The following is a 26,661-nucleotide window of genomic DNA, read 5'->3' as shown; positions in this document are numbered from 1 at the left end:
CCGCCCGGACGGCGCTGTGCGGCGGCTACGGTTGAAGGGTGCCGATGACCATCGCCGAGCCGCTCGCGACCACGCCCGAGGCGCTGCGCCCGTGGGTCGCCGAGGTGCGGACCATGTTCTTCACCGACCCGCCCCAGGGGCCGTTCGTCCAGTTGCCGGACGCGGGGACCAAGGTGGTGCTGCGGGTGACCGGGGACGGGCGGCGCGACGTGCTGGCCGTCGGGCCGCGGGTGCGGGCCGCCTACCACGACGGCAAGGCACATATCGCCTGTGTGGAACTGCGCCTCGCACCGGGCACCGCCCGGCCCCTGCTGGGTGTTCCGGCCGCCGGGCTGGTCGGCCGGGTGGTGCCGCTGGACGCCCTGCCGGGCGGCACGGCCCGCCGGTTCGCGCGCGAGGTGCGGTGGCTGGACCCGCGCGAGGCGCTGCCGCGCATGGCCGAGGTGCTCCCCGGGCTGCTGTCCGAGCGGGCGGACCCGGTCCGGACGGCGCTGCTGCGGGCCGGTGTGGACGCGCTGTCCGTGCGGCTGGACCGGGCGCCCGCGCAGGTGCGGGAGGTCGCCCGGGAACTGGCCGTCAGCGAGCGGCAGTTGCGGAACCTGTTCACCGAGGGCGTCGGCGTCTCCCCGAAGCACTACGCCCGTATCGACCGCGTCCGCACGGTCGCCGCCCGGGCCGGCAGTGCCGGCTGGTCGGAACTGGCCGCCGCCACCGGCTACTTCGACCAGGCGCACATGACGACCGACTTCCGCGCCCTGATGGGCGTGCCGCCCCGCTCGTACTTCACGGGCCGGCTGCCCGCGACGACCCCCTGCCAGTCGATCCGGCGGCTTTGACCCCGCGGGCGCGGTCACGGTCCCGGGTGCCGGTCGTGACCTGCCGGTCGGTCGGCACGTCGGCTCCGAGGCGGGTTTCAGGAAGGTGGTGCGCGCGGTGGCGCGGGACCGGCGGACGGTGACCGTTCCGGCGCGCGCGTGGCAGCGCGCGCCCAGGAGACGACCGCCGTGCCCTTTCCCGCGGCCACGGCTCCCGGCCCGGAGCCGTTCCTCCCGACCGGTGTTCAAGTGCCTTGCACAGGAGTGGGGTCACTGTGCGGCGATGCGGGCCAGCCGCTGGGCCTCGGCCCGCGTGGCGCGGGCGATCGCGTCCTCGTCGACGTACAGCAGGCGGTTGTCCTCGACGATCTGACGGCCGTTCACGAAGGAGGCGGTGACCGGTGCCGCCGCGCCGAGGACCAGGGCGGCCACCGGGTCGGCGATGGAGGCGTGGGCGAGGGTGTCCAGCCTCCAGAGGACCAGGTCGGCGAGCTTGCCGGGTTCGAGGGAGCCGATCTGGTCCGCGCGGCCCAGGACCTGGGCGCCGCCGTAGGTGCCGAGGCGCAGCGCCTGACGGGCGTTGAGGGCGGCCTCCTTGTGCGCGCCGAGGCGGTTGATCAGCAGCGCGTTGCGCAGTTCGGTGTGGAGTTCGCCGGACTCGTTGGAGGCGGTGCCGTCGACGCCGAGGCCGACCGGCACGCCGGCGGCGAGCATGTCGGGGACGCGGGCGATCCCGGCCGCGAGGCGGGCGTTGGAGGAGGGGCAGTGGGCGACGCCGGTCCTCGTGCGGGCGAACGCGGCGATGTCGGAGTCGTTCATGTGGACGCAGTGCGCCATCCACACGTCCTCGCCGAGCCAGCCGGTGGACTCGAAGTAGTCGGTGGGGCCCATGCCGAACAGCTCGTGGCAGAACTTCTCCTCCTCGACCGTCTCCGAGCCGTGGGTGTGCAGCCGCACCCCGAGACGCCGGGCCAACACGGCGCCCTCGCGGAGGAGTTCGGTGGAGACCGAGAAGGGCGAGCAGGGGGCGACGGCCACCTGGGTCATCGCGTCGAAGGAGTCGTCGTGGTACTCCTTGACGGTCGCCTCGGTGGCGGTGAGGGCGCCTTCGAGGGTCTCGACGGCGAAGTCCGGGGGCAGGCCGCCGTCCTTCTCGCCGCGGTCCATGGAGCCGCGGGCGAGGGTGAAGCGGACGCCCGTCTCACGGGCGGCGCGGATGATCGCGCCGGACAGGTCGCCGGAGTCCTTCGGGTAGACGTAGTGGTGGTCCATCGCGGTGGTGACGCCGCCCCGCGCCATCATCGCGAGCGAGCCCTGGGCCGCCGCGTACACCATGGGCTCGTCGATGCGCGCCCAGGTCGGGTAGAGCGCGACCAGCCAGTCGAAGAGGTTGTGGTCGGTGGCCAGGCCCCGGGTGATCCACTGGTAGTAGTGGTGGTGGGTGTTGACCAGGCCGGGCGTCACCAGGTGGCCGGTGGCGTCGATACGGCGTACGACGTTCTCCAGGCCCTCGGGGGCGCGGCCCGCGCCGAGCGACTCGATGCGGTTGCCGGCGATGACGACGTACCCGTCCGTGTACTCGGTGTCGTGGGCGTCGACAGTGGCGATCGAACAGTTCTCGATGACGATGCGCTGGTCTGCTGCCATGATTCGTCCTTTTCGCTCAGTGGACCTGTGGTGAGGGCACGGCAGGACCCCGGGGATTCCAGTGCCGCGGCCAGGGAGCCCGAGAAGCCTGCTTCCCCGGCCGAGGGTGCCGAAAAGGGTGGGTCAGAGGTTGGTGAGGTCCACCGGGATCTTCGCCTCGCAGCCTGCCCGCAGGACGGTCGCCTCGATCAGGCCGTAGGGCCGGTCGGCGGCGTAGTACACCTCGTTCTCGTTCTTCAGGCCGAACGGCTCCAGATCCACCAGGAAGTGGTGCTTGTTCGGGAGCGAGAAGCGGACCTCGTCGATCTCGTCGCGGTTGTCGATGATCCGCGAACCCATCTGGTACAGGGTCTGCTGGAGCGAGAGGGAGTACGTCTCGGCGAAGGCCTGGAGCAGGTGCTTCCTGGTCTGCTCGTAGGACCTCTCCCAGTCGGGCATCTCCTGCTCGTCGTCGGTCCAGTTGAACCGCCAGCGCGCGGAGACCTGCGTGGCCAGGATGCGGTCGTGGGCTTCGGGGAGGGTCGTGTACTTGTCCTTGACGTAACCCCAGAACTCCGAGTCGGTCGTGTTCATCACGACGAGGTCCTTGAGGCCGGAGACAACCTCCCACCGCTCACCGTCGTACGTGATCTGCGTGAGCCGGGTCTCCTGGCCCTTGCGCACGAAGGAGTGCCTGGCGGTGTCCGCGCCGGTGGACCGCGAGCCGGCGTCGGAGGTTTCGATGCGCTCCCAGGCGTACTCCTCGATCCGGATCCGGGCCCGGTGGATCGGCTCCTGCGAGGTGACGAAGTGGCGGGCGAGATGGATGCCGAACTGCTCGGCGGACTCGATGCCGTGCTCCTTGGCGAACGCGAACACCGTGTTCTTGGTGGTGTCGGTCGGCAGGACGTTGGCGTTGGAGCCGGAGTAGTGGACCTCGTCCATGTCGCCGGAGAGCGACACCGACACGTCGAGGTCCCTGATGTGGTGGGTGGCGCCGTCCCGCGTGATCTTCACGACCCGGTTCTCGGCTTTGCCGTACTGGTTCTGGCCCAGGATCACCGGGCGGCCGGGGCGGGGGTTGTCGGTCATCTAGCTAGCTCCCTCGGTAAACGGAGTAGCCGAACGGGTTGAGCAGCAGCGGTACGTGGTAGTGCTCGCCCGGTACGACGGCGAACGTGACCGCCACCTCCGGGAAGAACACGGCCGGTCCGCTGTCCCGATTCGCGGGGGCGTCCTGCTGCGCATCGGCTTGCTTCTCTTCGAGGTACGGCTCCACCGCGAAGTCGAGCCGTACGTGTGTGGTGGCCTCCGGCAGCGCCGGCAGGTCCTTGCACCGGCCGTCCGCGTCGGTCGCGCCGGCGCCGAGCGTCTGCCACTCGGCGTCCCGGCCCCGACGGGCCGCCAGCCGGACGGCGACGCCCACGGCGGGGCGGCCGACGCTGGTGTCCAGGATGTGGGTGGACACGGAGGCGGTGGTGCTGGTGGTCATGGTGTCAGGCGTCCTCTTCGACGAGTCGGGCGAGCCGGATGCGGTTGATCCTGCCCAGCTCGGCGCGGACGATCTCCCGCTCCCGCTCCGGCGGGTTGCCGATCCGCTCCCGGGCCGCGTCCCGCATTTCCTCGCCGGTGCGGCCGGTGGCGCAGATCAGGAAGACATGGCCGAACCGCTCCTGGTAGGCCAGGTTGAGTTCGAGCATCTCCGCCTTGAGGCCGTCGGCGGCGCCGGCCATGCCGGCCTGTTCCCGGGCCGAGGTGGCATCGCCCGGCTCGGGCCGGCCGATCGGCGGGTGTCCGGCCATGGCCTCCGCCAGGTCCGCCGTGGTCAGCTCGGCCATGGCGGCGTCGCTGGCGGAGTACAGGTCTTCGGGGCCGGCGTAGGGGCGGGCGGCGAGCAGCAGCCGGGCCCAGGCCGTGGCGGCGCACACCTCGTGGAGGGCGGCGCGGGCCGCGTGCTCCGCCAGGCCGTTGAACCGGGCCAGGCCCGGGGGCGTGGAAGTCGACGTCACGGGAGCCTCCGTGGCCGTGGGCGGCCTTGGTGCGGAACGGGCTGCCGTCAGCTAACGCCCTCCGGAACCCGGCGTCAACACTTTGTTGAAAATTCCGCGTAACAACCCCCGGACGCCCTTCATGGTCCCCCGGGAGCAGTCGTGGGGCTCACCGCCGGGGCAGCCGGGGGCTGATCGCCGCCGGGGCAGCCGGGGGGCTGTTCGCCGAGGGGGCAACCATGGGGCTCACAGCCGGGGGCAGCCGTGGGGCCGGCCGCCGGGGGGCAACCCTGGTTTACTCCCGGCCAACCCGTGCGGCGCACCGCCCGGGATCAGCTGTCCTTCTCGCGGTTGAGGTAGTTGTAGACGGTGAAGCGGCTCACCCCGAGCGCGCCCGCCACCGTCTCCACGCCGTGCCGTACGGAGAAGGCGCCCCGCGCCTCCAGCATGCGCACGACCTCCTGTTTCGCCTTGCGGTCCAGGTCGGCCAGCGGCTTGCCCCGCTTGCGCTCCATGGCGGCCAGGATGTGATCGAGGGAGTCCGCCAGCTGCGGCAGCCGTACGGCGACCGCGTCGGCGCCCTCCCAGACGAGCACGACGTCGTCGGGGCCGGCCTCGTCGGGCGGGAGCATCTCCCCGCCCATGGCGTCGACCAGCGGCTTCACGGCGGTGATGAAGGGTTCGTCCGCGTTTCCGGTCACTTGTCGCCGCCCTCCCCCACCACGTTGACCTGGAGCGAGATCCGGGTGGCTCCGGCCTCCAGGGCCCTGCGCAGCAACGCGTCCACGGCGGTGAGCACGGCGCCGGCGCCGCCCTCCGCCGTGTTACCGAACGGCCCGACGTCCACCGCGTCCAGTTCGGCCCCCTCGATGACCTCGCGGGCGACCAGCGCATGCGCGGGAGCCTCGTCGAGATCGAAGGGCTCGGTGGTGAACTCCACTCTCAGTCGCATTGCGCCCCCAGAACACGTCCCTGACCTGACCGCGACACATCCCGGCCAACCGGTTTCACCGCGACGGACCCACTCCGTCCGCCACGAGGCGACCCTAACGGACCAGGGCACCCCCGCGCCGCCACGCGAGCGGGGTGCGGGACTCACCCGGCCTTGCGCAGAAAGGCCCGCAGCCGGCGCTCCGGCCAGGTGTTGATCACGTCGTCGCCGGTGAGCCAGCCGCGCTGGGCGGTGCCGATGCCGTAGCGCATGGTGGCGAGGTGCGGGACGGCGTGGGCGTCGCTGTTCACGGCGAACCGCACGCCGTACCGGCGGGCCCGCAGGATGTCCTCGTCGCGCAGGTCGAGGCGGTCCGGGTGGGCGTTGACCTCCAGGGCCGTTCCGGTACGGGCACAGGCGGCGAAGACCGCGTCGAGGTCGGCGTCGATGCCGGGCCGCTTGCCGATGAGGCGGGTGGTGGGATGGCCGATGATGTTCACGTACGGGTTCTCGCAGGCCCTCACGAGCCGCCGGGTCAGGGCTTCGCGGCTCTGGTTGAAGTGCGAGTGCACCGAGGCCACGCACAGGTCGAAGCCGGCGAGGAAGTCCTCCGGCCAGTCCACCCCGCCCTCCGGGCCGATGTTCAGCTCGGTGCCGTGCAGCAGCCGCAGCCCGCCGCGCCGGCCCTTGGTGGGGTAGGTGCCGTCGAGTTCGCGCACCCGCTCCCGCTGGGCCAGCATCCGCTCGTCGGTCATGCGCTGCATGGCCATGTCGGGCGCGTGGTCGGTGATCGCGTAGTAGGCGTAACCGCGCCGGGCGGCGGCCTCGGCCATCTCCTCCAGCGGGGCCAGCCCGTCCGTGAGGTCGGTGTGGGTGTGCAGGTCGCCCCGCAGGTCGGCCTCGGTGACCAGGGCGGGCAGTTCGCCGCGCAGCCCGGCCTCGATCTCGCCGCGGTCCTCACGCAGCGTCGGCGGGATCCAGGGCAGTCCGAGCCGGGCGTACACCTCCTCCTCGGTCTTGGAGACGATCTTCTCGCCGCTCACGACGTCGAAGAGGCCGTACTCGGAGAGCTTGAGCTTCTGGTGCACGGCTCGTTCGCGGATGCGGATGTTGTGGGCCTTCGAGCCGGTGAAGTACTGCAGGGCCGCGCCCCAGGAGTCCGGCGGTACGACCCGCAGGTCCACGTTGAGACCCTTGCTGGTGCGCACGGACGTCTTGGTGCCGCCCTGCCCGATCACCTCGGTGACGTACGGCAGTTCGGTGAATGCCCGCATGACCGGCGCCGACTTCTTCGCCGCCACGAGGATGTCGACGTCGCCGATGGTCTCCCGCATCCGGCGCAGTGATCCGGCGTACGAGCACCGCTCGCAGCCGGTCACCGCGGACAGGGTGGCGACGATGCTCTCCGCGAGATCCAGGGCCAGGTCGAGCTGGACCCGGCCGCCTGCGGACTGGAGCAGCTCGATGCCGTGCAGGATGTTCTCCTCGGTCTTCGGCCCGAAACCCTTGAGGTCGCGCAGCCGCTCCTGGTGGATGGCGTCGGCGAGTTCCTCGACGGAGGAGATGCCCAGCTCCTCGTAGATCGCCATCGCCTTCTTCGGACCGAGGGTGGGGACGGCCGTCAGCCGGCGGACCCCGGCGGGGATCTTCGCGCGCAGCTCGTCGACGGCGGACACGCTGCCGCTGTCGAGGTATTCGAGGACCTTCTGGGCGATCGACTTCCCGACGTTCGGGATGTCCTGGAGCCCCTTGAGGTCGAGCGTGGAGACATCGGCGTGGTGGCCGCCGACGGACCGGGCGGCCTTCTCGTAGACACGCGCCTTGAAGGCGTCGCCCCCGGTGATCGAGATGAGGTCCGCGTACTCCTGGAACAGCGCGGCGACCTCGTCGTTGGAACGGGCCACGCCTCCAGGGTAGGGCGCGGGTTTCGCGCCGGCACTCTTGACACTTCTCCCCGACCACAGGCAGTCTTCCCATAGTCTTCCAAATTACAGAAAGAGAATTCCGCGATACGGAATCACCGGCAACCAGCGGAAGGGAGCGCCGACCCTTATGCCCGGTCCTGACTCGAGCACGGCCGCAGAGCAGCGCTTCAGCGTCAACCTGTCGATCCTCTTCACGGAACTCCCGCTCCTCGAACGCCCGGCGGCCGCCGCCGCGGCCGGCTTCTCGGCGGTCGAGCTGTGGTGGCCCTGGCCCGGCTCCCCCGCCCCCGGGCGGTCCGCGCTCGGCGCGCTGCGGAAGGCGGTCCGGGACGCGGGCGTCCGGCTGACGGGCCTGAACTTCTACGCCGGACAGCTCCCCGGCCCCGACCGGGGCGCCCTGTCCGTCCCGGGCGCGGAGTCGGAGAGGTTCCGCGCCAACATCGAGGTGGCCGCCGGCTTCGCCGAGTCGCTCGGCTGCACGGCGCTCAACGCCCTGTACGGCAACCGCGTCGACGGCGTGGACCCGGCCGAGCAGGACGCGCTGGCGCTGGAGAACCTGGCGCTCGCGGCGCGCGCCGCCGACCGGATCGGCGCGGTGCTGCTGATCGAGGCGCTCAACGAGCCCGAGTCGCCGCGGTACCCCCTGGTGTCGGCCCCGGCCGCCGTGGAGGTCGTCGACAGGGTCAACGCGGCCACCGGACTGGGCAACGCGCGCTTCCTCATGGACCTCTACCACCTGTCCGTGAACGGCGAGGACCTGCCGTCGGTGATCGAGCGGTACGCGCCGAAGACCGGCCACGTCCAGATCGCCGACCACCCCGGCCGCGGCGCCCCGGGCACGGGGTCGCTGCCGCTGGCAGACCTCCTCGACGAGCTGATGAAGGCCGGGTACGACGGCTGGGTGGGCCTGGAGTACAAGGCAGGCGACCGCCCGAGCGCGGACGCCTTCGGCTGGCTGCCGGCAAAGCAGCGCGCCGCCCGTTGATGTGACCGCCCCTGGGGGCTGCCGCACCCGGACCCCCGCTTCGGCCTTCGGCCTCGTCCTCAACCGCCGGACGGGCTGCTTTCGTCGACGCCCGCCGAGCAGCAGCCCTGTCACAGCAGTCAGAGAGGCACCCCCCATGAGCACCCTCCCCAAGATCGCCTGGATAGGTCTCGGCATCATGGGCTCCCCCATGTCCGAGAACCTGATCAAGGCGGGTTACGACGTCACCGGCTACACCCTGGAGCGGGAGAAACTGGACCGGCTGGCCGCCGCCGGCGGCACCGTGGCCGCCTCGGTCGCCGAGGCCGTCCGGAACGCCGACGTGATCATCACGATGGTGCCCGCGTCGCCGCAGGTCGAGGCCGTCGCGTACGGCCCCGGCGGCATCCTGGAGAACGCCGGGTCCGGCGCGCTCCTCATCGACATGTCCTCCATCACCCCGCAGACCTCCGTCGACCTGGCGAAGGCGGCCGAGGACAAGGGGATCCGCGTGCTCGACGCGCCCGTCTCCGGCGGTGAGGCCGGGGCGGTCGAGGCCGCGCTGTCCATCATGGTCGGCGGCGAGCAGGCCGACTTCGACACCGCGAAGCCGCTCTTCGAGGTGCTGGGCCGGACCGTCGTGCTGTGCGGTCCGCACGGCTGCGGCCAGACCGTGAAGGCCGCGAACCAGCTGATCGTGGCCGTGAACATCCAGGCGTGCGCCGAGGCCGTGGTGTTCCTGGAGAAGTCCGGCGTGGACCTGTCCGCCGCGCTGGACGTCCTGAACGGCGGCCTGGCCGGCTCGACCGTGCTGACGCGGAAGAAGGCCGGCTTCCTGAACCGCGACTTCACGCCGGGCTTCCGCGTCGACCTGCACCACAAGGACATGGGCATCGTCACGGCCGCGGCCCGCGACGTCGGCGCCGCGCTGCCGGTCGGTGCCGTGGTGGCGCAACTGGTCGCCTCCCTGCGCGCGCAGGGCGACGGCGGCCTGGACCACTCGGCGCTGCTGCGCGCGGTGGAGCGCCTGTCGGGCGTCCAGGTCTGACACGCCGGGACCTCCGGTACGCGGCGCCACCGACACCTGTCCTGTCGCGCCCAGGCACCGCGACCCGGAATCACCCCGACGGCTTCTGGCACCGCGGGCCCGCGACTGCCGAGCACGGCTCGTCCCGGCGACGCGGACGGACGCCCCACTCCGTCGCACCCGCCGCGGTCCCGGCCGCGCCCCCTGAACCCCGTCCGGCGGCGCGAGCATCGTGTCGCGCCCAGCCTCGCGCCGTCGGACGGCCACGGCATGAAGGAGCCTCACGGACTTCGGGCGCCGGACGCGGAACCGCCCGCGTCCGGCGCTTCGGCGTGCGTTTTCGCCTCCGCCGCAGGAGCCTTGAGACATGACTGCACAGCCACCGACGGAGTTTCCGCACATCGTCGTGCACGCGCCCGCCCTGGACGGCTCCCGGCGGGTCACCGAGGGCGACGTGACCCTCGGAATCGCCTCCCATCTCGACGACGTCATCGAGATCCTGCGGATGGCCGACCTGGACCGGATCGACGTCGAGGACAGCGACCTCATCGAGTGGCAGGGCGGCGGCCCGGACGACTGGCCGGGACTGACCGAACATCCCGAAAGCTGATGTACCGGTACGAACAGACCGGCTGATCCTCAAATTAACCTCTGAACTGTGTTCAGCGTGCTTCGACTTCCCCGGTCAACGGGCATATTCAGGTCACACGGTGCCCGCCGGCACGGGGGCGGCGGGCACCGAGTCATCGACGACACGGAGCGGGCGGTCCGTCCCATGCGACGGACCGCCCGCTGCTGTCCGCGCCGGCTCAGACCTTCAGTGTCCTGATCGAGGTCGGGGCGTGCCCCGGCTCGGTCGCGATCTCCTCGAACTCGACGACGGCGGAGATGTCGTTGGTGGTCGACATGGAGATGTCGGTGACGCGCTCCAGGATCGCCTCCACGACGACCGGCACCCGGTGTTCGGCGGCCAGCTTCCTGGCCTTCTCGAAGGCCGCGCCCAGCTCCGCCGGGTCCGTCACCCGGATCGCCCCGCACCCGAGGCCTTCGGCCACCTTGACGTGGTCGACGCCGTAGCCGCCCAGCTCCGGCGAGTTGATGTTCTCGAACTCCAGCTTGACCTGGAAGTCGATGTCGAACGCCCGCTGCGCCTGACGGATCAGGCCCAGGTAGGAGTTGTTGACGAGGACGTGGACGTAGGGGATCTTGTGCTGCGCGCCCACCGCCAGCTCCTCCAGCATGAACTGGAAGTCGTAGTCGCCGGAGAGGGCGACGACGGAGGCCTCCGGGTCCGCCCTGGCGACGCCGAGCGCGGCCGGGATCGTCCAGCCGAGGGGGCCCGCCTGGCCGCAGTTGATCCAGTGCCGGGGCCTGAAGACGTGCAGCATCTGGGCACCGGCGATCTGCGAGAGGCCGATGGTGGAGACGTACCGGGTCTCGGGACCGAAGGCCTTGTTCATCTCCTCGTAGACGCGCTGCGGCTTGATCGGGATGTCGTCGAAGTGCGTACGGCGCTGGAGGGTCGCCCTCTTCTCCTGTGCTGCGGCCGCCCAGGCGGAGCGGTCCGGCAGCCCGCCGGTCGCCTTCAACTCCAGTGCCACCTCGACGAAAAGCTCCAGGGCCGCCTTCGCGTCCGACGCGATGCCGTAGTCGGGAGCGAAGATCCTGCCGATCTGGGTGGGCTCGATGTCGACGTGGACGAAGGTGCGGCCGGCCGTGTAGACGTCCAGCCTGCCGGTGTGGCGGTTGGCCCAGCGGTTGCCGATGCCGAGGACGAAGTCGGAGTCCAGGAAGGTCGCGTTGCCGTAGCGGTGCGAGGTCTGCAGGCCCACCATGCCGGCGTTCAGCTCGTGGTCGTCGGGGAGCACACCCCAGCCCATCAGCGTCGGGACGACCGGAGTTCCCGTCAACTCGGCGAATTCGACGAGGAGTTCGGCGGCATCCGCGTTGACGATCCCGCCGCCGGCGACGATCAGCGGGCGCTCGGACGCGTTCAGCATCGCGATCGCCTTCTCGATCTGGGCCCGGGTGGCGGCCGGCTTGTACACGGGCAGGGGCTCGTACGTCCCTGGGTCGAACTCGATCTCGGTGAGCTGCACGTCGACCGGCAGGTCGATCAGCACCGGTCCGGGGCGGCCGGAGCGCATGAGGTGGAAGGCCTGCTGGAAGACGCCCGGCACCTGGGCGGCCTCCAGCACGGTGACCGCCATCTTCGTGACCGGCCGCGCGATCGAGGCGATGTCGACGGCCTGGAAGTCCTCCTTGTGGAGCACCGCGGTGGGGGCCTGGCCGGTGATGCAGAGGATCGGGACGGAGTCGCCCGTGGCCGAGTACAGGCCGGTGATCATGTCGGTGCCGGCCGGCCCGGACGTGCCGACGCAGACGCCGATGTTGCCGGGGCGGGTACGGGTGTATCCCTCGGCCATGTGCGAGGCGCCCTCGACATGGCGGGCGAGGGTGTGCCGGATGCCGCCGGAGGCCTGGAGCGCCGCGTAGAAGGGGTTGATCGCCGCGCCCGGAACACCGAACGCGTCGGTGACGCCCTCGCGCCTGAGGATCTCAACTGCCGCGCGGGCAGCGGTCATACGAGCCATCGAGAACTCCTGCTGTCGGCTGTCGGATGCCTGCTCCCGTCGCGCCCCGCGGTGAGCACAGTCTTCAATTTCCACGATACGGAAACTACTTTCTGCTATCTGAAAGCAATGTAGGTGCGGGGACGAACGTCGTCAAGGGACGGACAACCGGGTCCCGACGGGAGCACGATGGGACGGCTGAACCGACGCGACGCCTGAGGTGGGGCCATGTCCGAGAGCGTGCCGGTGCGCTGTCCGGCCTGCCGGCGCGAGCACGTCTACACCGCGCCGTCCTACCCCTGCGCCTGCGGCGCGCCGGTCACCCCGAGTCTCGACGGCACGGCCGGGCCGACGCCGGTCGCGCACCGCGCCTGGGACGCGGAGTGGGTGACGGTGAGCTGCGGGTCCTGCGGGCGCCGGGACCAGTGGCCGCAGCCGGAACTGGGCTGCCCGTGCGGGGCGGTGCTGCGCATCGCGGTCGCCGGCACCGTGTCCGCGCCCCCGCCGGACCCCGAGCCCCGGCCCGCCTTCCAGCCCGTGACGATCCGCACCGCCCGGGACGCGGTCACCGCGGCCGCGCTCTATCTGCGCTGGCTCGGCTACCGGGACGTACGGCGCGCCGACCAGCGGCCGCCGTCCGGCGTCGGCCTGGCCGCGCGGGGGCTCGTGGCCCGGGTGGACCCGGCCTTGCAGCCGGCCTCGCAGCGGGACGTGGAGTGCCTGTGGCTGACGGCGATGACGGAGGACTCGGGGTGCGTGTACTTCTCCCTTGCGGGGTACGCCGAGGACGCGCGTGAGCGGGCCGACGCGTTGGGGGTGCCGTTGTTCGTCCTGGACCTCACGGGGACGCCGCAGCCGGTAAATGGGCCCGCCGACGAACTGGCCTCCGCGGGAAGCTGATTCGTCTGCGGGCCGGTGGGGGCTGGTCGCGCCCACGCGGCGGAGCCGCATGTCGGCACAGCCCCGCGCCCCTTTGGGGCGCTGTCCCCGACGGGGCGATGACCTTTACGGGGTGCTGTGCTGCTCCCTCAGTTCGATCTTGCGGACCTTGCCCGAGACCGTCATCGGGAAGGCCTCCAGGATCCGGAGGCGGCTCGGGACCTTGTAGTGGGCCAGGCGGCCCTCGCAGAAGCCGCGGAGTTCCTCCAGCGTCGGCGGGGCGGCCGGGTCGTGCGGGATGACGCAGGCCAGGACCTCCTCGCCGTACCTCTCGTGCGGTACCCCGACCACCTGGACGTCCCGGACCTTGGGGTGGCCGTAGAGGAACTCCTCGATCTCGCGCGGGTAGATGTTCTCACCGCCTCTGATGATCATGTCCTTGATGCGGCCGACGATCTCGACGTACCCGTCGTCACGCATCATCGCCAGGTCGCCGGTGTGCATCCAGCGCCCGGGGTCGATGACCTCCGCCGTCTTCTCGGGGTCGTCCCAGTAGCCGAGCATCACGCTGTAGCCGCGGGTGCACAACTCACCTGTGGTGCCCCGGGGCTGGGTGACCCCGGTGACCGGGTCGACGACCTTGACCTCCAGGTGCGGCAGCACCCGGCCGACGGTGCCGGTGCGGTGTTCCAGGTCGTCCTCGATCCGGGTCTGCAGCGAGACCGGGGACGTCTCCGTCATGCCGTAGCAGATGGAGACCTCCGCCATGTGCATCTCGGCGACCACCCGCTTCATCACCTCGACCGGGCAGGGCGAGCCCGCCATGATGCCGGTGCGCAGCGTGGAGAGGTCGTAGGAGGCGAAGTCCGGCAGGTTCAGCTCCGCGATGAACATGGTCGGAACGCCGTACAGCGAGGTGCAGCGCTCCCGCTGGACCGCCTCCAGGGTGGCCTTCGGGTCGAAGGACGGGGCCGGGATCACCATGCAGGCGCCGTGCGAGGTGGCGGCCAGGTTGCCCATCACCATGCCGAAGCAGTGGTAGAAGGGCACCGGGAGGCAGATCCGGTCCTGCTCGGTGTAGGCGACCAGCTCCCCGACGAAGTACCCGTTGTTGAGGATGTTGTGGTGGGAGAGCGTGGCTCCCTTCGGGAAGCCGGTCGTGCCCGAGGTGTACTGGATGTTGATGGGGTCGTCGCAGGACAACTCGGCCGCGCGGGCAGCCAGTTCGGCGCCGCGCTCGGCGGTTCCGCGCGCGGTGAACCCCGCCCAGCTCGGGTCCCCGATGTACACGGTCTCCCGCAACCGGGGGCATCTGCCCCGTACTTCCTCCACCATCGCCCGGTAGTCGCTGGTCTTGTGGCGGAGCGAGGCGAACAGCAGGGATGTCCCCGACTGGTTGAGGACGTACTCGACCTCGTGGGTCCGGTAGGCCGGGTTGATGTTGACCATGATCGCGCCGACCCGGGCGGTGGCGTACTGCACCAGCACCCACTCGGCGCAGTTGACCGCCCAGATGCCCACCCGGTCGCCCTTGGCGACCCCGCTCGCCAGCAGCGCGTATGCCAACTGGTCGACGTCGGCGGCGAACCGGGCGTACGTCCAGCGCCTGCCGGTCTCCACGTCCACCAGCGCCTCGCGGTCCGGCCAGGCCGCGACGGCCCGGTCCAGGTTGGCCCCGATGGTGTCGCCGAGCAGCGTGGTGCCGCTCGTGCCGTGCGTGTACGACGAGCTCACCGGAAGTCCTCCTCGCGGTACTCGTCGGCCGAGCCGGCGGCCGTGGCCTCGCGCAGCTCGATCCGCCGGATCTTCCCCGACACCGTCTTGGGCAGCGCCGCGAACTCCAGACGCCGCACCCGCTTGTAGGGCGCGAGGACCTGGCGCGAGTGCTCGAAGAGCACCTTCGCCGTGTCCGGACCCGGCTCCCAGCCCGCCGCCAGCACCACATACGCCTTCGGCACCGCCAGCCGCACCTCGTCCGGCGCCGGCACGACAGCCGCCTCGGCCACCGCCTCGTGCTCCAGCAGCGCGCTCTCCAGTTCGAACGGGCTGATCTTGTAGTCCGACGCCTTGAACACGTCGTCCGCGCGGCCGACATACGTGATGTACCCGTCGGCGTCCCGCGAGCCGATGTCCCCGGTGCGGTAGTAGCCCCCGGCCATCGCCTCCGCCGTACGGTCCGCGTCCCCGTGGTAGCCGGTCATCAGACCCACCGGCCGTGCCGCCAGGTCCAGCGCGATCTCGCCCTCCGCCGCGCCCGGGGCCCCCGACACCGGGTCCAGCAGCTCCACCTTGTACCCCGGGCTCGGACGGCCCATCGACCCGGTCTTCAACCGCTGCCCGGGACTGTTGGAGACCTGCACCGCCGTCTCCGTCTGCCCGAACCCGTCCCGGATGCTCACCCCCCACGCCCGCCGCACCTGCTCGATCACCTCGGGATTGAGCGGCTCACCCGCCGCCACCACCTCGCGGGGCGGCGTACGCAACTGGGTCAGGTCGGCCTGGATGAGCATCCGCCACACCGTCGGCGGAGCGCAGAAGGACGTCACCCCGTGCCGGTCCATCTCCGCCAGCAGCCGTCCCGCCTCGAAGCGCGAGTAGTTGTGGATGAAGACCGTCGCCTCCGCGTTCCACGGCGCGAACAGGTTCGACCAGGCGTGCTTCGCCCAGCCGGGCGACGAGATGTTCAGGTGCACGTCACCGGGCCTGAGACCGATCCAGTACATGGTCGCCAGGTGCCCGATCGGGTACGAGGTGTGGGTGTGCTCGACCAGCTTGGGGCGCGCGGTGGTGCCCGAGGTGAAGTAGAGCATCAGCGGGTCGTCGGCCAGGGTGGGGCCGTCGGGCACGAAGCCGGGCGAGGCGGTGTACGCGTCCTCGTACGGCTCCCAGGCCCCCGCCTGCGACGGCGGCAGCCCGCCCACCGCGATCCGGGTGTAGGCACCCGGCACGTCGGCGAACTTGGCCGCGTCCTCGGCCCGCACGATCACGTGCTTCACCCGGCCCCGGTCAACGCGGTCGCGCAGATCGGCGGGGCCGAGCAACGGGGTCGCCGGGATGACGACGGCACGCAGCTTCATCGCGGCCAGCGCGGTCTCCCACAGCTCGGCCTGGTTGCCGAGCATCACGAGGATGCGGTCCTCCGGCTCGACGCCCCGAGCGCGCAGGTGGTTGGCCACCCGGTCGGAGCGCTCGGACAGCTCCGCGAAGGACAGCCTCGTCTCGGCGCCGTCCTCCTCGACGATGTGCAGCGCGATGCGGTCGTTGCCCTCGGCGATGACGTCGAACCAGTCCAGCGCCCAGTTGAAATGATCCGGACGCGGCCACGCGAAGCCCTCATAGGCGGTGGCGTAGTCCGTACGGTGTTCCAGCAGGAAGTCCCGTGCCCTGCGGAAGTCCTCCGTCGCACTCGTCATACGCGTCTCCTTCGGTACCGGACCATTGCCGGGCGGCTCTCTGGCATCGTGTAATCCGTGATGCAGGTCTCACTACCCCCGAACGGGGGTGTGAACAGCGCAAGGCCGGGGTCGAAGGGGCAGGACAGGTGGCAGCAGAGGTCGCGGGGGCGGTGGAGATACGCGGTGCGCTGTCCAGGCTCCGGCGCACCACCGGGCTCCCGATCGCCTTCGGCGGGATCGTCGAGGCGGGCCGGACGCAGGTGCGGATAAGCGAGCTGACCGGCACCACCACGGCGGCGCTGCGTTCGCTCGCGGTCACCTCGGGGAACGGCCTGGGCGGCAAGGCGGTGGCGCTGGCCCGCCCCTGCGCGGTCACCGACTACTCGGTTTCCCGGCAGATCAGCCACGAGTACGACATCCCGGTGGCGGCCGAGGGCATCCGCTCGGTGCTGGCGGTCCCGGTGGTGGTACGGCGCCGGGTGCGGGGCGTGCTGTACGGTGCGCTGCGGTCCGCCCAGCCGCTGGGCGACCGCACGCTGGGCGCGGCGGTGGCGGCGGCCCGGGACGTGGAGCAGGCGCTGGTCGTGCAGGACGAGGCCAGGGGGCTGCTGGCGGTGGCGCGGCCGGAACCGACCGTCGTACCGGAACAGCAAGCTGCCTGGGAGCAGGTGCGGGAGGCGCACGCCGCGCTGCGGGCGCTGGCGCCGCGGATCAGCGACCCGGAACTGCGTGCCGAGCTCGTCGCCGCCTGCGGACTGCTGACCGCCGCCCCGGCACCGGTGGCCGAGACCGCTCTGTCGCCACGTGAACTGGATGTGCTGGCGTGGGTGGCGGCCGGGGCGACCAACGCGGCGGTGGCCGAGCGGCTGGGGCTGCGGCCCGAGACGGTCAAGGGCTATCTGCGCTCGGCGATGCGGAAGCTGGGCGCGCACACCCGGGGGGAGGCGGTGTCGGCGGCTCGTCGGACGGGGTTGTTGCCATAGCCGGACCATAGCCGGAGGGAACCCATTCCATTCATGCGGACGCGTTGTGAATTATCTTATGCCAAGCTGCTGTTATTTCCCTCACTATGCCGTTCGGCCGGATTTCGTGGTTCATTGCCTAGAATTTGGTTTGGACACGACACACGAGGGGAGCGGTGACCGTGCGACGGGACTTCCAGGAGCCTGCCAGATGCCGCCCCGACCTGGTCATCGGCCGGGCGGAGCTGGTCGCGGCCGCCCGGGAGCAGCTCGCCTCGGGCGGCAGCGTCCTCCTGCACGGGCCGGCCGGAATAGGGAAATCGACCGTCCTGCGGGCACTGGACGCGGAATACGCCGGCACGGCCCGCACCGTGCTGCGCTGCTCGGCCACCGAGTCAGAATCCCATCTTCCGTTCCTCGCCCTCGCCGACCTCTTCGGTCTGGTCCTCGACGACGTCTCCGCCCACCTGCCCGGCGCCCAGCGCACCGCCCTGGAGTCGGCGCTCACCGGCCGCGGCGAGTCGACCCTTCAGCGCGACGGACTCGCCCTGCGCCTCGCGGTGCTGTCCGCGCTGCGCGCACTGGCCGCCGAGGGGCCCGTACTGATCGTCGCCGACGACCTCCAGTGGCTGGATCCGGCCAGCGCCGAGCTCCTCGGCTTCGCCGCCCGCCGGCTCGGCGGCACCCCGGTCCAACTGCTGAGCGCCGTCCGCACGGAGGGCCAGGAGTACGACCGTCACCTACGCTCGTCGCCCCCGGACACCGTCGCCGTCCGCCTCGGCCCGCTCAACCGCAACCAGGTCTCCGAGCTCCTCGACCACCGCGGCCACACCGGGCTGACCCGGTCCACGGTCCGGGAGATCCACCGCACCAGCGGTGGCAACCCGCTGTTCGCCCTCGAGATCGGCCGCGCCCTCGCCGAGAACCCGACCCCGCCCCGCCCCGGCGAGCCGCTGCCGGTGCCGACCTCGCTGCGCGCCCTGGTGCTCAGCCGCCTCGACATGCTCTCCGTCGAGGCCCGCCGCACCCTGCTGGTGGCCAGCGCCGGCGCCCGCCCCACCCAGGCCCTGCTGCACGCGGCCGGCCGGGAGAACGCCGAGGCGGAGTGCGCCCAGGCGGCCGAACTCGGGCTGCTGGCCACCGAGCCGGAGGGTCCCGCCGTACGCTTCGCGCATCCGCTCATCTCCGCCGCGCTGTACGCGGAGGCGCCCGCGCAGGAACGCCGGGCCGCGCACGCGGCGCTGTCCACGGCCGCCTCCGACCCGATCGAGCGGGCCCGGCACCTGGCCCTGGCCACCACCGGCACCGACCCGGAGGTCGCCGACCGGCTCGCCGAGGCCGCGACCGAGGCCCGGGACCGGGGCGCCCCCTCGGTGGCCGCGCAGATCGGCCTGCTCGCCGCCCGGCACACCCCCGCCGACAACACGCCCACCCCGGTCGAGCGCCGGCTCCAGGCGGCCGAGGACGCGACCAGCGCCGGCGAGATCGACCTCGCCCAGGACATCGCCCGCGAGGTGCTCACCCACGCCACCCGTCCGGCGGACCGGGTGCGGGCCTGGATCCTGGTGATCGACTCCGCCGGCCACACCATGACCGAGGTCGACGCGGCCTTCCCGCACGCCCTCGCCGACGCCGGTGACGACCCGCGGCTGCTCGGCAAGGTCCACTACCAACTGGCCTGGCGGGCGCTGATCGTGGGCGGCGACTTCACCGAGGCCCGGCAGGCGGCGGCGCACTCCGCGGACCTCGCGGCGCAGGGCGGCGACCGGCGCACCGAACTCCTCGCGCTCTCCCTCCAGGCCCAGGTCGAGACCCTGATGGGCCATCCGGGGGCGCCCGCCACCATCAAGCGCGCCCTGAAGGAACCGCAGGACCCGAACGTGGCCTGCCACCACAACGGGGCGGGCAGCGCCAGGTTCCGCTGGCTGGTGATGGGCGACCAGCTGACCGAGGCGCGGGCCACGGTCACCGCGCTGCTGCGCGAGGTGCGCCGACGCGGGCAGGTGGAGAGCGAGGTGCACTTCCTGCGCGGGCTCGCCGAGACCGAACTGCGCTCCGGGCACTGCGGCCGGGCCCTCGACCTGGCCCGCGAGGGCCTGCACCTGGCCCACGACTCCGGGATCGGTGAGACCGCCTCCGCGATGCTCACCTCGCTGGCCGAGGCGTCCGGCGGCGACGTGGACCGGGGCCTGGCACTGGCCCGGGAGGCGGTGGAGCACGCCGAGCAGGACGGCGACACGATGTACCTGTCGCGGGCCCTGGGCGCCCTCGGATACGCCCAGTTGGTGGCCGGCGATCCGGCGGGCACCGTGCGCTCGCTGCGCCGGGTGCGGGAGCTGGAGCGGAGCCTCGGCATCACCGACCCGGCCCGCGGCCGCTGGCAGGGCGACCTCGCCGAGGCACTCGTCCGGGTGGGTGAACCCGCCGAGGCGCAGGACGTCATCGACGTCACCCGCCGGCACGCGCTCCGGCTCGGCCGGGAGAGTGTGCTGGCCGCGCTCGACCGGGCCGAGGCGCTGGTCCGGGCGGCGCACGGGGAGCACGAGGCCGCCGTGGCCCAGCTGACCTCGGCTCAGGACCGGTTCGCCAGACTGGGCTACGGCCTGGAGGAGGCGCGGGCCGCGTTCGCGCGGGCCGCGCTGCGCGAGAGGCGCTCCCCCACGGCGTTCGACGAGGCCACCCGGCTGTTCAGGCGGTGCCGGGCGCTGCCGTGGCTGCGGCAGGTGGCCGAGGCCGCCTCGGCACCGGAGCCGCCGGTCGAGGCGCCGGCCGCGCTGGACGCCCTGGACGGACTGGCCGCGGTGGAACGCCAGGTCGCCGCGCTGGTCATGGAGGGCGCCACCAACCGGGAGATCGCCGCCCGGCTGTTCGTCAGCGTCAAGACGGTGGAGGCCACGCTCACCCGGGTCTACCGCAAGCTGGGCATCCGATCGCGCGTGGACATAGTCCGTTTGGCGGCGGGGCGGCGCGCGAAGTGAGAGCGCTCCCGGTTAACTGAGGCGGACCGAGGGTTTTCCCTCCCCCATCCCCCTAGGGGGTTCCCTCATTGGGAGGGTGGGGTTCCGGGTCCTAGCTTATGGATGTGCCGCTCGCCCGGGCATACGGGGGTCGGTCCCGCGACCCCCGTGCTGCACCCCCCACACCCGCGCGACCCCCACCGGCAACCCCCACTGAGGAGACTCATGTTCGGGCACCACCGCGCAAGAAAGACCGCCGCAGCCCTGGTGGCCACCGCCGCCGCCGCGGCGACCGCGCTGATCGCGTCCCCCACCGCGTCAGCAGCTCCCCAGCCCGTCGTCGGCGGTACCACGACGACGACGACCGCGTACCCGTTCATGATGCAGATCACGGACGCGTCCGGCAGTCAGTTCTGCGGGGGCACCCTGGTGTCCGCCACCAAGGTGGTGACCGCCGCGCACTGCATGGAGGGCGAGTCCACCAGCAGCGTCCGCGTGGTCGGCGGCCGTACGTACCTGAACGGCACCAACGGCACGGTGAGCCGCGTCAGCAAGATCTGGATCAACCCGGACTACACGGACGCCACCAACGGCGACGACGTGGCCGTCCTGACCCTGTCGACGTCGATGTCGTACACCCCGGCGTCGTACGTGACCTCCTCCCAGACCAGCGTGTACGCGGCCGGCACCACGGCCCGCATCCTCGGCTGGGGCACCACCTCGGAGAACGGCAGCTCCTCCAACCAGCTGCGGACCGCGACCGTCCCGATCGTGTCCGACTCCAGCTGCAAGAGCTCCTACGGTTCGGACTACGTCCAGACCGACATGGTTTGCGCCGGATACACGTCCGGCGGCACAGACACCTGCCAGGGCGACAGCGGCGGTCCCCTGCTCATCGGGGGCGTCCTGGCAGGGATCACTTCCTGGGGAGAGGGGTGCGCGGAGGCCGGTTACCCGGGTGTCTACACCCGGCTGACCACCTTCTCGAACCTGGTGGCCGCGCAGGTCAACTCGTAACCAGAAGACTCCTGAGCATCCCTCAGGTGAGTGACCAGGGGGCGTTGCGGGCTTCCACGAGCAGCCCGCAACGCCCCCTATCCATGTCCCGGCCCGGGTATCGCGTCCCCGGGCAGACGCCGCTGCCCGGCCTGGCCCCGAGATCCCCCGGCCCGGTCACGGGAACCCGGCGGGGCCTGGTGCGCCGGGTCCGGCCGCCGGCTGTCCCTCATCGGCAGCGCCGGCGTCACGCTGACCGGCCTTGGCGGGACGGCGACGGTGCCGGGCCGGGCCGGGCGGACCGAACACTCATCGGCCCGCCCCCGGTACGACGGCCCCGAACCGGATGTCGTACGACGTGCCGGGGTGCAAGGTGGCCAGCATCCGTTCGCCCTCCGCCAGGATCGCGGCCCGCTCCGCCGTCCCGCTCCTCCCCCCGAAGGTCTCGATGACCAGGGCGTCCCCCGTCAGTTTCCACACCCCGGCCAGAAAGCCGTCGACGAGCAGGGTGGGGAAGGCCTGGTTGCCCTGCCAGGCGCGGCCCCGGTACTCGGGCGGTACGACGCGGGTGCGGTCGGCGTGGGAGAGGAGAAGGTTGTCGAACTCGGGGAGGAAGCGGGGCGGGGCCGGGGTGTCGGGGTCGGGGCGGGGCGCGTCGGGCAGGTCGAAGAGCTCGGCGCCGTTCTCGTCCCGGAAGGTGAGCAGGCGGGGCCGCAGCCGTTCGAAGGCCGCGCGGAGCCGGGTCAGACCGGCCCAGGTCTGCATGTCCTTGACGGAGGCCGGGCCGAAGGCGGCGAGGTAACGCAGGACCGCGGCGTCCGTCGCACCGGAGGTGCCGGGGGCGGGCGACGGCCCGGCGCGGCGGCCGAGCCAGTGCTCGGCGGTGGTGAGGGTGACCTGCCCGGACCGGCCCCAGAGCCCGCGCGGGGTGACCTGGACGAGGGGCAGGACGCAGCGGGCGGCGACGGCGAGGGACCCCGGGTCGGCGTCCGGCCACTCGCCGCGCAGCGCCTCCCGCAGCCCGGCCATGGTGCGCGGCTCGGCCTCGACCAGGTCCCGGGCGAGCGCGGCGAGCCGGTCCAGGTCGACACCGGCCAGGCCCTTGCGGAAGGCGGTCAGCTCCCGGGTCCGGGCGGGCTGCACGAGCGGGCGCAGGGTGAGCGCGTCGGCGGCCGTGTGGGTGTGGATGGTGGACCGCAGGGTGACGATCCGGACCACTTCCCGGTCGGCCATCAGCCGGGAGAGCTGCTCGGGGACGAAGCCGTCGAGGCGGGCGGCGAGGGCGTAGTACGGCGGTTTGACGTTCTGCGCCTGCAGGCCGACCAGGTGGGCCACGGCCTCCTTCGCCGACCATGGTGAGCGGCGCAGCAGGAGCTGACGGCCGAGGGTGGCGCGGTTGAGGGCGCGGCTGCCGAGGACCGGGCCGAAGGGCTGTTTCGTCATGCCGGGCACGCTAACGCCGAACGCGGACACCCCCTGTCCGCTTCTCTCACCGAATCCCGTCCGTGATTCCCTCCGCCGGACCCGGATGCCCCGGATATCCTGCGACGAGACTCACCGATCACGCAGGCTCACCCGAACCACGCGGATCACACAGCTCACGCCGATGCAGGCTCCACCGAGAGGCGGCCGCGATGTCCGAGCGACGCCCCAGCCCGGCCTCGAAGAACTCCGCGAACGGCAGGAACGGCCGGGGCGCCAGAAGGTCGGTCTGGCGCCGCGCCCTGCCGGCGGAGCAGGCCGCCGCGGAGCCGCCGGAGTCCGGATCCTCGACGGCCGCGGAGCCCGCCGAGCCGCCGAGCACCGTGGCGGCGGCGCTGTACCGCGACGGGGTGCGCGTGTCGACGCCGTCGACGCTCGCCGAGACGTACCGCGAACTGCGCGAGACGCCCTCGGGCATGGCATGGATCGGGCTGGCCCGCCCCACCTCGGACGAACTCCTGTCCCTGGCCGCCGAGTTCGACCTGCATCCGCTCGCGGTCGAGGACGCGATGGAGGCACACCAGCGCCCGAAGCTGGAACGGTACGGCGACACGCTCTTCGTGGTCCTGCGGGCCGCCCGCTATCTGGACGCGCCGGAGGAGGTCGACTTCGCGGAGCTGCACGTGTTCGTCGGCCCCGACTTCGTGATCACGGTCCGGCACGGCGCGGCCCCGGACCTCTCGGCGGTCCGCCACCGCATGGAGGGCTCCCCCGACCTCCTCAAGCTCGGCCCGGAGGCGGTGCTCTACGCGATACTCGACGCGGTGGTCGACGGCTACGCCCCGGTCGTCGAGGGCGTGCAGAACGACATCGACGAGATCGAGACGGAGGTCTTCCGCGGCGATCCCTCGGTGTCCCGCCGTATCTACGAACTCTCCCGTGAGATGGTCGAGTTCCAGCGCGCGACCCGCCCGCTCGTCGGGATGCTGCACGGCCTGATGGCCGGCTTCACCAAGTACGAGACCGACGAGGAACTCCAGCGCTACCTCCGCGACGTCGCCGACCACGTCACCCACATCAGCGAACGCGTGGACGGCTTCCGCCAGGCCCTCACCGAAATCCTCACGGTCAACGCGACCCTGGTCACCCAGGAGCAGAACGCGGAGATGCGAGCGTTGGCGGAGGCGGGCTTCGAACAGAACGAGGAGATCAAGAAGATCTCCTCGTGGGCGGCGATTTTGTTCGCTCCGACGCTGGTCGGGACGATCTACGGCATGAACTTCCGGGAGATGCCGGAGTTGCACTGGGTACTCGGATACCCCTTCGCCATCGCCCTGATGGCGGTCGTATGTACTAGTTTGTACTTCATCTTCAAGCGGAAGGACTGGCTCTGAGCAACCAGCCGACAGGGATCCGCGCCAGGGCCTCACGGTTACTGACGCGACCGCCAGGAGCCCTGCTCAAGGCCCCTGGGGAGAATCTGGGGAGAATGAGATGCGCTCCGCTTCGGCCGGTTCTCCCCGCCGCGGGTCAACGGTCTTGCTGAACCTTCGCGCATCGGCATCAACGACATACGCCGAACATCACGGAGGGTAACCAGACTTCTGGGCCGGAACGCCCAAGAGGGGCGCAGCATATGCTGCGCCCCTCTTCTCGTAGGAGTCCACGTAGCGTGCCCACTGCCCGGCCGGGACGGCCCAGGCTCTTCTGCTGAGGAGTGAGTCGATGGCACCGCGCCCCTTTCCGCCGGCCTCGGGCATGAAATGGGCGTAGAAGTCGAGGGTGATGGTGGGGATCGAGTGGCCGAGCCACCGAGCAAGGGTGACCACGGACTCGCCCGCTTCCAGAATGACCGATGCGTAGGTGTGCCGCAGCACATGAAAACCGTCCTTGCGAGAGGCCTTCCAGCGTTCCCCCGCCTTCCGCACCGGGACGACGCCGGCCGCCGCCAGGGCGGGCTTCCACACCTCGACGTTGAAGATGTTCACGCGGAGGGCGTTGCCGTACGTCGTGGTGAGAATGAGCGGGAACTTCTTCCGCTGGCGGTGGCACGGGCCGCGCGCAGAGCACCGAGTGTGGCCGGCTCGATACCCGCCAGCAGTCGCCACGCGGTGGGGGTGGACGCGACCGGGCCGAACACCTCGGCCTGGTCCCGCAGCAGAGCCAGGTCAGCGATCGCCTCCCCGCCATCGGCCGGCATCACCGCCAAGTCCACTGCGATCCGGCCGGGGGCGTGACCGGTGCCACGTGGTCGCAGATGGCGCAGCACGTCCGTGAAGGCCGTGGTCAGGCCGGTGGCATCGGCGAGAACGCGTCCGGTACGGGTGCCCGCCCCACGGCGGGCTCGGCATCGGCCTCGGGCGAGTGCTGATGGTGCTGCTCGGTCTGGACTCCATCCGCGAGGCCGGCTTCCTCTTCCGCGGGCCGAACCGGCTCACCCCGTAACTGGCCGCGCGGTCAGCCTGGGTGTGAGCAGTTCCAACGCCTCCTCCCAGCAGAACCGGTCCGCTCCACCGCCGGCCTTCGGCTGGTGAGGCTCGTACGCGCCGATCAGGACGCCCATCTCGCGTAGCCGCTCCACACTCCGGCGGTACGCGGGATGGGCGGCCTGGGCGGAATTCAGATACGGGAGGACCGCGGTGCGGATGCCGAGACCGTACGCCTCACAAAGGATGGCCAGCGCCAGGGTGTCGGATATGCCACCGGCCCACTTGTTGATCGTGTTGAAGGTGGCCGGCGCGACCGCGATGGCGTCAGCAGGCGGCAGCGGACAAGGGTCTCCCGGCAAGCGCCAGGCCGAGCGGATCGGGTAGCCGGTCTGTGCCTCGACCCTCTCGGCATCAAGGAAACCGAGTGCCCCGCCCCCAGATCATCGAGCACACCCGCCACCGCTACGAGGACATCCACCGCCTGCTGGAGAAACGCTGGACGATCAGCGCCATCGCCCGCCGTCTGAATCTCGACCGCAAGACCGTGCGCCGCTTCCGCGACACCGACCTCGACGAACTGCTGGCCTCCGCCCGCGAGCGCCGCCCCAATGGCGTCTTGGAGCCTTTCAAGGCATACCTCAATGCCCGCTTCACGGAGGCACAAGGCCAAGTCGGCGGCACCCGCCTGTTCCTGGAGATCCGCGAGCGCGGCTACCGCGGCAGCCGTCAAGTCGTCCGCAAACACCTCGCCGCCCTCCGGGCAGGCACCGCAGAACCGGTCCGGGCCGACATCCCCAGCCCCCGCAAGATCACCTCCTGGATCATGCGGCCCCGGGAGACGCTCACCGAGAGCCGCCGACCGCCCCAGGACGAGCGGCTGCTTCAAGTCCGGCTCGCCTGCCCGGACATCGCCCGGGCCTGCGATCTCCCCCGGGCCTTCGCCGATCTCGCCCGTTACCAGCGCGGATACCTGCTGCTGGAGTGGATCCGCCAGGCCGAGCAGGACGCACCGAAGCCGATGCAGGGCTTCGCCGGCTTCCTCCGCCAGGACCTCGACGCGGTGACCGCCGGACTGTCCCTGCCCTGGAGCTCCGGGGTCGTCGAAGGGCATGTGAATCGGGTGAAAACGCTCAAGCGAGCTATGTATGGCCGAGCCTCGTTCGAACTCCTGCGAACCCGCATCCTCACCCAGCCATGAGCCGCGCTACGGAAACCTCCTCGCCAGCCACCACATTGCCGGGTACGTTCACCTCGTGTGTTACTACGCCGAGAAGCCCTGCAAGCTGCATTACGTGTGCGCGCCCTGCCGCGTCGCGTTCAAGCGGCACCCCGGGCCCGGCGGCCACCGATGCCCCCGATGCCCCGAGCCCATGGCTTGTGCCGGCCATGACTTCGCGGCACCACGGCGCCGCGATACCAAGGCGTGGACCGTCGTGGCAGCCGTACTGGCCGCCGGACTGCGTTATGAGGGCCGCGAACCCTGCGGCTGTGGCAAGGACCCCAAGTTCCGCCCCCGTACCCGGGCCCAGTTGCGAGCGCGTCGAATCACAGCAGCACGAACCGGGACTTCTCTCGCCGACGTGCTGGGACGCGTAGACCCACTGACACCCGCATGATCTGACCCGGTGGTGTACTGCGCGGCACATGATCCGCCGCTTCACGCCACGAGATCATTCACGAAACTGCGGACAGAGCCTTGAAAACGACCACCCCCTGCTCGGGATGACTCCACACCTGCTCAGTGGATCCCTACCCATAGGCACCTGTTTTCG

Annotated in this window: 23 protein-coding genes and 2 pseudogenes; 11 read left to right on the top strand and 14 right to left on the bottom strand. The window is 71.4% G+C overall.

The features are described from left to right. Nucleotides 1–44 precede the first annotated feature (44 nt). Nucleotides 45–836 (top strand): helix-turn-helix domain-containing protein, encoded by a 792-nt coding sequence (locus LQ326_RS38795; protein ID WP_234543803.1) that lies wholly within the window; start codon nt 45–47, stop codon nt 834–836. A gap of 249 nt (nt 837–1,085) precedes the next feature. Here LQ326_RS38795 and LQ326_RS38790 read toward each other — a convergent pair whose 3' ends face one another. From LQ326_RS38790 to polX, 7 genes are all read right to left on the bottom strand, one after another. Beyond that, nucleotides 1,086–2,462: an 8-oxoguanine deaminase gene (locus tag LQ326_RS38790; protein ID WP_234543773.1), complete on the bottom strand. Its 1,377-nt coding sequence runs from the start codon at nt 2,460–2,462 to the stop codon at nt 1,086–1,088. A 123-nt stretch (nt 2,463–2,585) separates the two neighbouring features. Continuing rightward, nucleotides 2,586–3,533, bottom strand: a complete 948-nt coding sequence (gene pucL, locus LQ326_RS38785) for a factor-independent urate hydroxylase (protein WP_234543772.1) — start codon at nt 3,531–3,533, stop codon at nt 2,586–2,588. 4 nt (nt 3,534–3,537) lie between these two features. After that, on the bottom strand, nt 3,538–3,933 hold the full coding sequence (gene uraH, locus LQ326_RS38780) for a hydroxyisourate hydrolase (protein ID WP_234543771.1): 396 nt from the start codon (nt 3,931–3,933) through the stop codon (nt 3,538–3,540). A 4-nt stretch (nt 3,934–3,937) separates the two neighbouring features. Beyond that, a complete protein-coding gene (gene uraD, locus LQ326_RS38775; RefSeq protein ID WP_234543770.1) occupies nt 3,938–4,450 on the bottom strand; it encodes a 2-oxo-4-hydroxy-4-carboxy-5-ureidoimidazoline decarboxylase in 513 nt (170 codons plus the stop codon). Nucleotides 4,451–4,761: 311 nt separating this feature from the next. Next, the gene (locus tag LQ326_RS38770; protein ID WP_234543769.1) at nt 4,762–5,130 is read right to left on the bottom strand and encodes a helix-turn-helix domain-containing protein; all 369 of its coding nucleotides are present in this window, start codon (nt 5,128–5,130) and stop codon (nt 4,762–4,764) included. Then, entirely contained in the window at nt 5,127–5,381 is a 255-nt protein-coding gene (locus LQ326_RS38765; protein ID WP_234543768.1) for a hypothetical protein, read from the bottom strand. Before LQ326_RS38765 ends, LQ326_RS38770 begins: the two co-directional genes overlap by 4 nt. Nucleotides 5,382–5,524: 143 nt before the next feature. Beyond that, nucleotides 5,525–7,264, bottom strand: a complete 1,740-nt coding sequence (gene polX, locus LQ326_RS38760; RefSeq protein WP_234543767.1) for a DNA polymerase/3'-5' exonuclease PolX — start codon at nt 7,262–7,264, stop codon at nt 5,525–5,527. A 148-nt stretch (nt 7,265–7,412) separates the two neighbouring features. Between polX and LQ326_RS38755 the strand changes: the two genes are divergently transcribed. From LQ326_RS38755 to LQ326_RS38745, 3 genes are all read left to right on the top strand, one after another. Continuing rightward, nucleotides 7,413–8,270 (top strand): TIM barrel protein, encoded by an 858-nt coding sequence (locus tag LQ326_RS38755; RefSeq protein ID WP_234543766.1) that lies wholly within the window; start codon nt 7,413–7,415, stop codon nt 8,268–8,270. 136 nt (nt 8,271–8,406) lie between these two features. Continuing rightward, nucleotides 8,407–9,297, top strand: coding sequence for a 2-hydroxy-3-oxopropionate reductase (locus LQ326_RS38750; RefSeq protein ID WP_234543765.1), 891 nt, complete (start codon nt 8,407–8,409; stop codon nt 9,295–9,297). A gap of 346 nt (nt 9,298–9,643) precedes the next feature. Continuing rightward, nucleotides 9,644–9,886, top strand: a complete 243-nt coding sequence (locus LQ326_RS38745) for a hypothetical protein (protein WP_234543764.1) — start codon at nt 9,644–9,646, stop codon at nt 9,884–9,886. A 199-nt stretch (nt 9,887–10,085) separates the two neighbouring features. On the opposite strand, the gene gcl is transcribed toward LQ326_RS38745, so the two are convergent. Next, complete coding sequence (gene gcl, locus LQ326_RS38740; protein WP_234543763.1) at nt 10,086–11,870, bottom strand: glyoxylate carboligase; 1,785 nt, start codon at nt 11,868–11,870, stop codon at nt 10,086–10,088. 207 nt (nt 11,871–12,077) lie between these two features. On the opposite strand from gcl, the gene LQ326_RS38735 reads away from it, so the two are divergent. Beyond that, nucleotides 12,078–12,749 carry a hypothetical protein gene (locus LQ326_RS38735; protein ID WP_234543762.1) on the top strand — a complete coding sequence of 224 codons (672 nt, stop codon included), beginning with the start codon at nt 12,078–12,080 and terminating at the stop codon, nt 12,747–12,749. 105 nt (nt 12,750–12,854) lie between these two features. Here the strand turns inward: LQ326_RS38735 and LQ326_RS38730 are convergent, their stop codons facing one another. Then, a complete protein-coding gene (locus LQ326_RS38730; protein WP_234543761.1) occupies nt 12,855–14,462 on the bottom strand; it encodes an AMP-binding protein in 1,608 nt (535 codons plus the stop codon). Continuing rightward, entirely contained in the window at nt 14,459–16,141 is a 1,683-nt protein-coding gene (locus LQ326_RS38725) for an AMP-binding protein (RefSeq protein WP_234543760.1), read from the bottom strand. The genes LQ326_RS38730 and LQ326_RS38725 overlap by 4 nt, the downstream gene beginning before the upstream one ends. 128 nt (nt 16,142–16,269) lie before the next feature. Here LQ326_RS38725 and LQ326_RS38720 point away from each other — a divergent pair, with 128 nt between their 5' ends. The 3 genes from LQ326_RS38720 to LQ326_RS38710 all read left to right on the top strand — a co-directional run bounded on the left by LQ326_RS38720 (nt 16,270) and on the right by LQ326_RS38710 (nt 21,059). Then, complete coding sequence (locus LQ326_RS38720) at nt 16,270–17,106, top strand: helix-turn-helix transcriptional regulator (protein ID WP_234543759.1); 837 nt, start codon at nt 16,270–16,272, stop codon at nt 17,104–17,106. Between the two features lie 155 nt (nt 17,107–17,261). Further along, nucleotides 17,262–20,063: an AAA family ATPase gene (locus LQ326_RS38715; protein ID WP_234543758.1), complete on the top strand. Its 2,802-nt coding sequence runs from the start codon at nt 17,262–17,264 to the stop codon at nt 20,061–20,063. Nucleotides 20,064–20,267: 204 nt separating this feature from the next. Beyond that, nucleotides 20,268–21,059: a S1 family peptidase gene (locus LQ326_RS38710; RefSeq protein ID WP_234543757.1), complete on the top strand. Its 792-nt coding sequence runs from the start codon at nt 20,268–20,270 to the stop codon at nt 21,057–21,059. 288 nt (nt 21,060–21,347) lie between these two features. Here the strand turns inward: LQ326_RS38710 and LQ326_RS38705 are convergent, their stop codons facing one another. Beyond that, a complete protein-coding gene (locus tag LQ326_RS38705; RefSeq protein WP_234543756.1) occupies nt 21,348–22,481 on the bottom strand; it encodes a winged helix DNA-binding domain-containing protein in 1,134 nt (377 codons plus the stop codon). Nucleotides 22,482–22,672: 191 nt separating this feature from the next. Here LQ326_RS38705 and LQ326_RS38700 point away from each other — a divergent pair, with 191 nt between their 5' ends. After that, a complete protein-coding gene (locus tag LQ326_RS38700; protein ID WP_234543755.1) occupies nt 22,673–23,854 on the top strand; it encodes a magnesium and cobalt transport protein CorA in 1,182 nt (393 codons plus the stop codon). A gap of 189 nt (nt 23,855–24,043) precedes the next feature. On the opposite strand, the gene LQ326_RS38695 is transcribed toward LQ326_RS38700, so the two are convergent. Beyond that, complete coding sequence (locus LQ326_RS38695) at nt 24,044–24,448, bottom strand: site-specific integrase (RefSeq protein ID WP_372497064.1); 405 nt, start codon at nt 24,446–24,448, stop codon at nt 24,044–24,046. Nucleotides 24,449–24,501: 53 nt separating this feature from the next. Beyond that, nucleotides 24,502–24,792 (bottom strand): annotated as a pseudogene (locus LQ326_RS38690) (IS1380 family transposase); the annotation flags it as partial. Nucleotides 24,793–24,809: 17 nt separating this feature from the next. Here LQ326_RS38690 and LQ326_RS38685 point away from each other — a divergent pair. Beyond that, complete coding sequence (locus tag LQ326_RS38685; protein WP_234543802.1) at nt 24,810–24,905, top strand: hypothetical protein; 96 nt, start codon at nt 24,810–24,812, stop codon at nt 24,903–24,905. On the opposite strand, the pseudogene LQ326_RS38680 reads toward LQ326_RS38685, so the two are convergent. Further along, nucleotides 24,895–25,314: pseudogene (locus tag LQ326_RS38680) on the bottom strand (flavoprotein); the annotation flags it as partial. The gene LQ326_RS38685 and the pseudogene LQ326_RS38680 sit on opposite strands and share 11 nt — an antisense overlap. On the opposite strand from LQ326_RS38680, the gene LQ326_RS48505 reads away from it, so the two are divergent. Beyond that, a complete protein-coding gene (locus LQ326_RS48505; RefSeq protein WP_234543754.1) occupies nt 25,314–26,087 on the top strand; it encodes a transposase in 774 nt (257 codons plus the stop codon). The pseudogene LQ326_RS38680 and the gene LQ326_RS48505 overlap by 1 nt on opposite strands. Nucleotides 26,088–26,661: the final 574 nt, after the last annotated feature.

Source organism: Streptomyces shenzhenensis (assembly GCF_021462265.1).
Lineage (GTDB): Bacteria > Actinomycetota > Actinomycetes > Streptomycetales > Streptomycetaceae > Streptomyces > Streptomyces shenzhenensis.
This window is presented reverse-complemented; position numbering and strand designations above follow the sequence as displayed.

What these genes read in the sequence shown, in the direction of transcription:
- LQ326_RS38795 (WP_234543803.1), top strand. Translation starts at nt 45, where the DNA reads ATGACCATCGCCGAGCCGCTCGCGACCACGCCCGAGGCGCTGCGCCCG.
- LQ326_RS38790 (WP_234543773.1), bottom strand. Translation starts at nt 2,462, where the DNA reads ATGGCAGCAGACCAGCGCATCGTCATCGAGAACTGTTCGATCGCCACT.
- pucL (WP_234543772.1), bottom strand. Translation starts at nt 3,533, where the DNA reads ATGACCGACAACCCCCGCCCCGGCCGCCCGGTGATCCTGGGCCAGAAC.
- uraH (WP_234543771.1), bottom strand. Translation starts at nt 3,933, where the DNA reads ATGACCACCAGCACCACCGCCTCCGTGTCCACCCACATCCTGGACACC.
- LQ326_RS38765 (WP_234543768.1), bottom strand. Translation starts at nt 5,381, where the DNA reads ATGCGACTGAGAGTGGAGTTCACCACCGAGCCCTTCGATCTCGACGAG.
- LQ326_RS38755 (WP_234543766.1), top strand. Translation starts at nt 7,413, where the DNA reads ATGCCCGGTCCTGACTCGAGCACGGCCGCAGAGCAGCGCTTCAGCGTC.
- LQ326_RS38750 (WP_234543765.1), top strand. Translation starts at nt 8,407, where the DNA reads ATGAGCACCCTCCCCAAGATCGCCTGGATAGGTCTCGGCATCATGGGC.
- LQ326_RS38745 (WP_234543764.1), top strand. Translation starts at nt 9,644, where the DNA reads ATGACTGCACAGCCACCGACGGAGTTTCCGCACATCGTCGTGCACGCG.
- gcl (WP_234543763.1), bottom strand. Translation starts at nt 11,870, where the DNA reads ATGGCTCGTATGACCGCTGCCCGCGCGGCAGTTGAGATCCTCAGGCGC.
- LQ326_RS38735 (WP_234543762.1), top strand. Translation starts at nt 12,078, where the DNA reads ATGTCCGAGAGCGTGCCGGTGCGCTGTCCGGCCTGCCGGCGCGAGCAC.
- LQ326_RS38725 (WP_234543760.1), bottom strand. Translation starts at nt 16,141, where the DNA reads ATGACGAGTGCGACGGAGGACTTCCGCAGGGCACGGGACTTCCTGCTG.
- LQ326_RS38710 (WP_234543757.1), top strand. Translation starts at nt 20,268, where the DNA reads ATGTTCGGGCACCACCGCGCAAGAAAGACCGCCGCAGCCCTGGTGGCC.
- LQ326_RS38705 (WP_234543756.1), bottom strand. Translation starts at nt 22,481, where the DNA reads ATGACGAAACAGCCCTTCGGCCCGGTCCTCGGCAGCCGCGCCCTCAAC.
- LQ326_RS38700 (WP_234543755.1), top strand. Translation starts at nt 22,673, where the DNA reads ATGTCCGAGCGACGCCCCAGCCCGGCCTCGAAGAACTCCGCGAACGGC.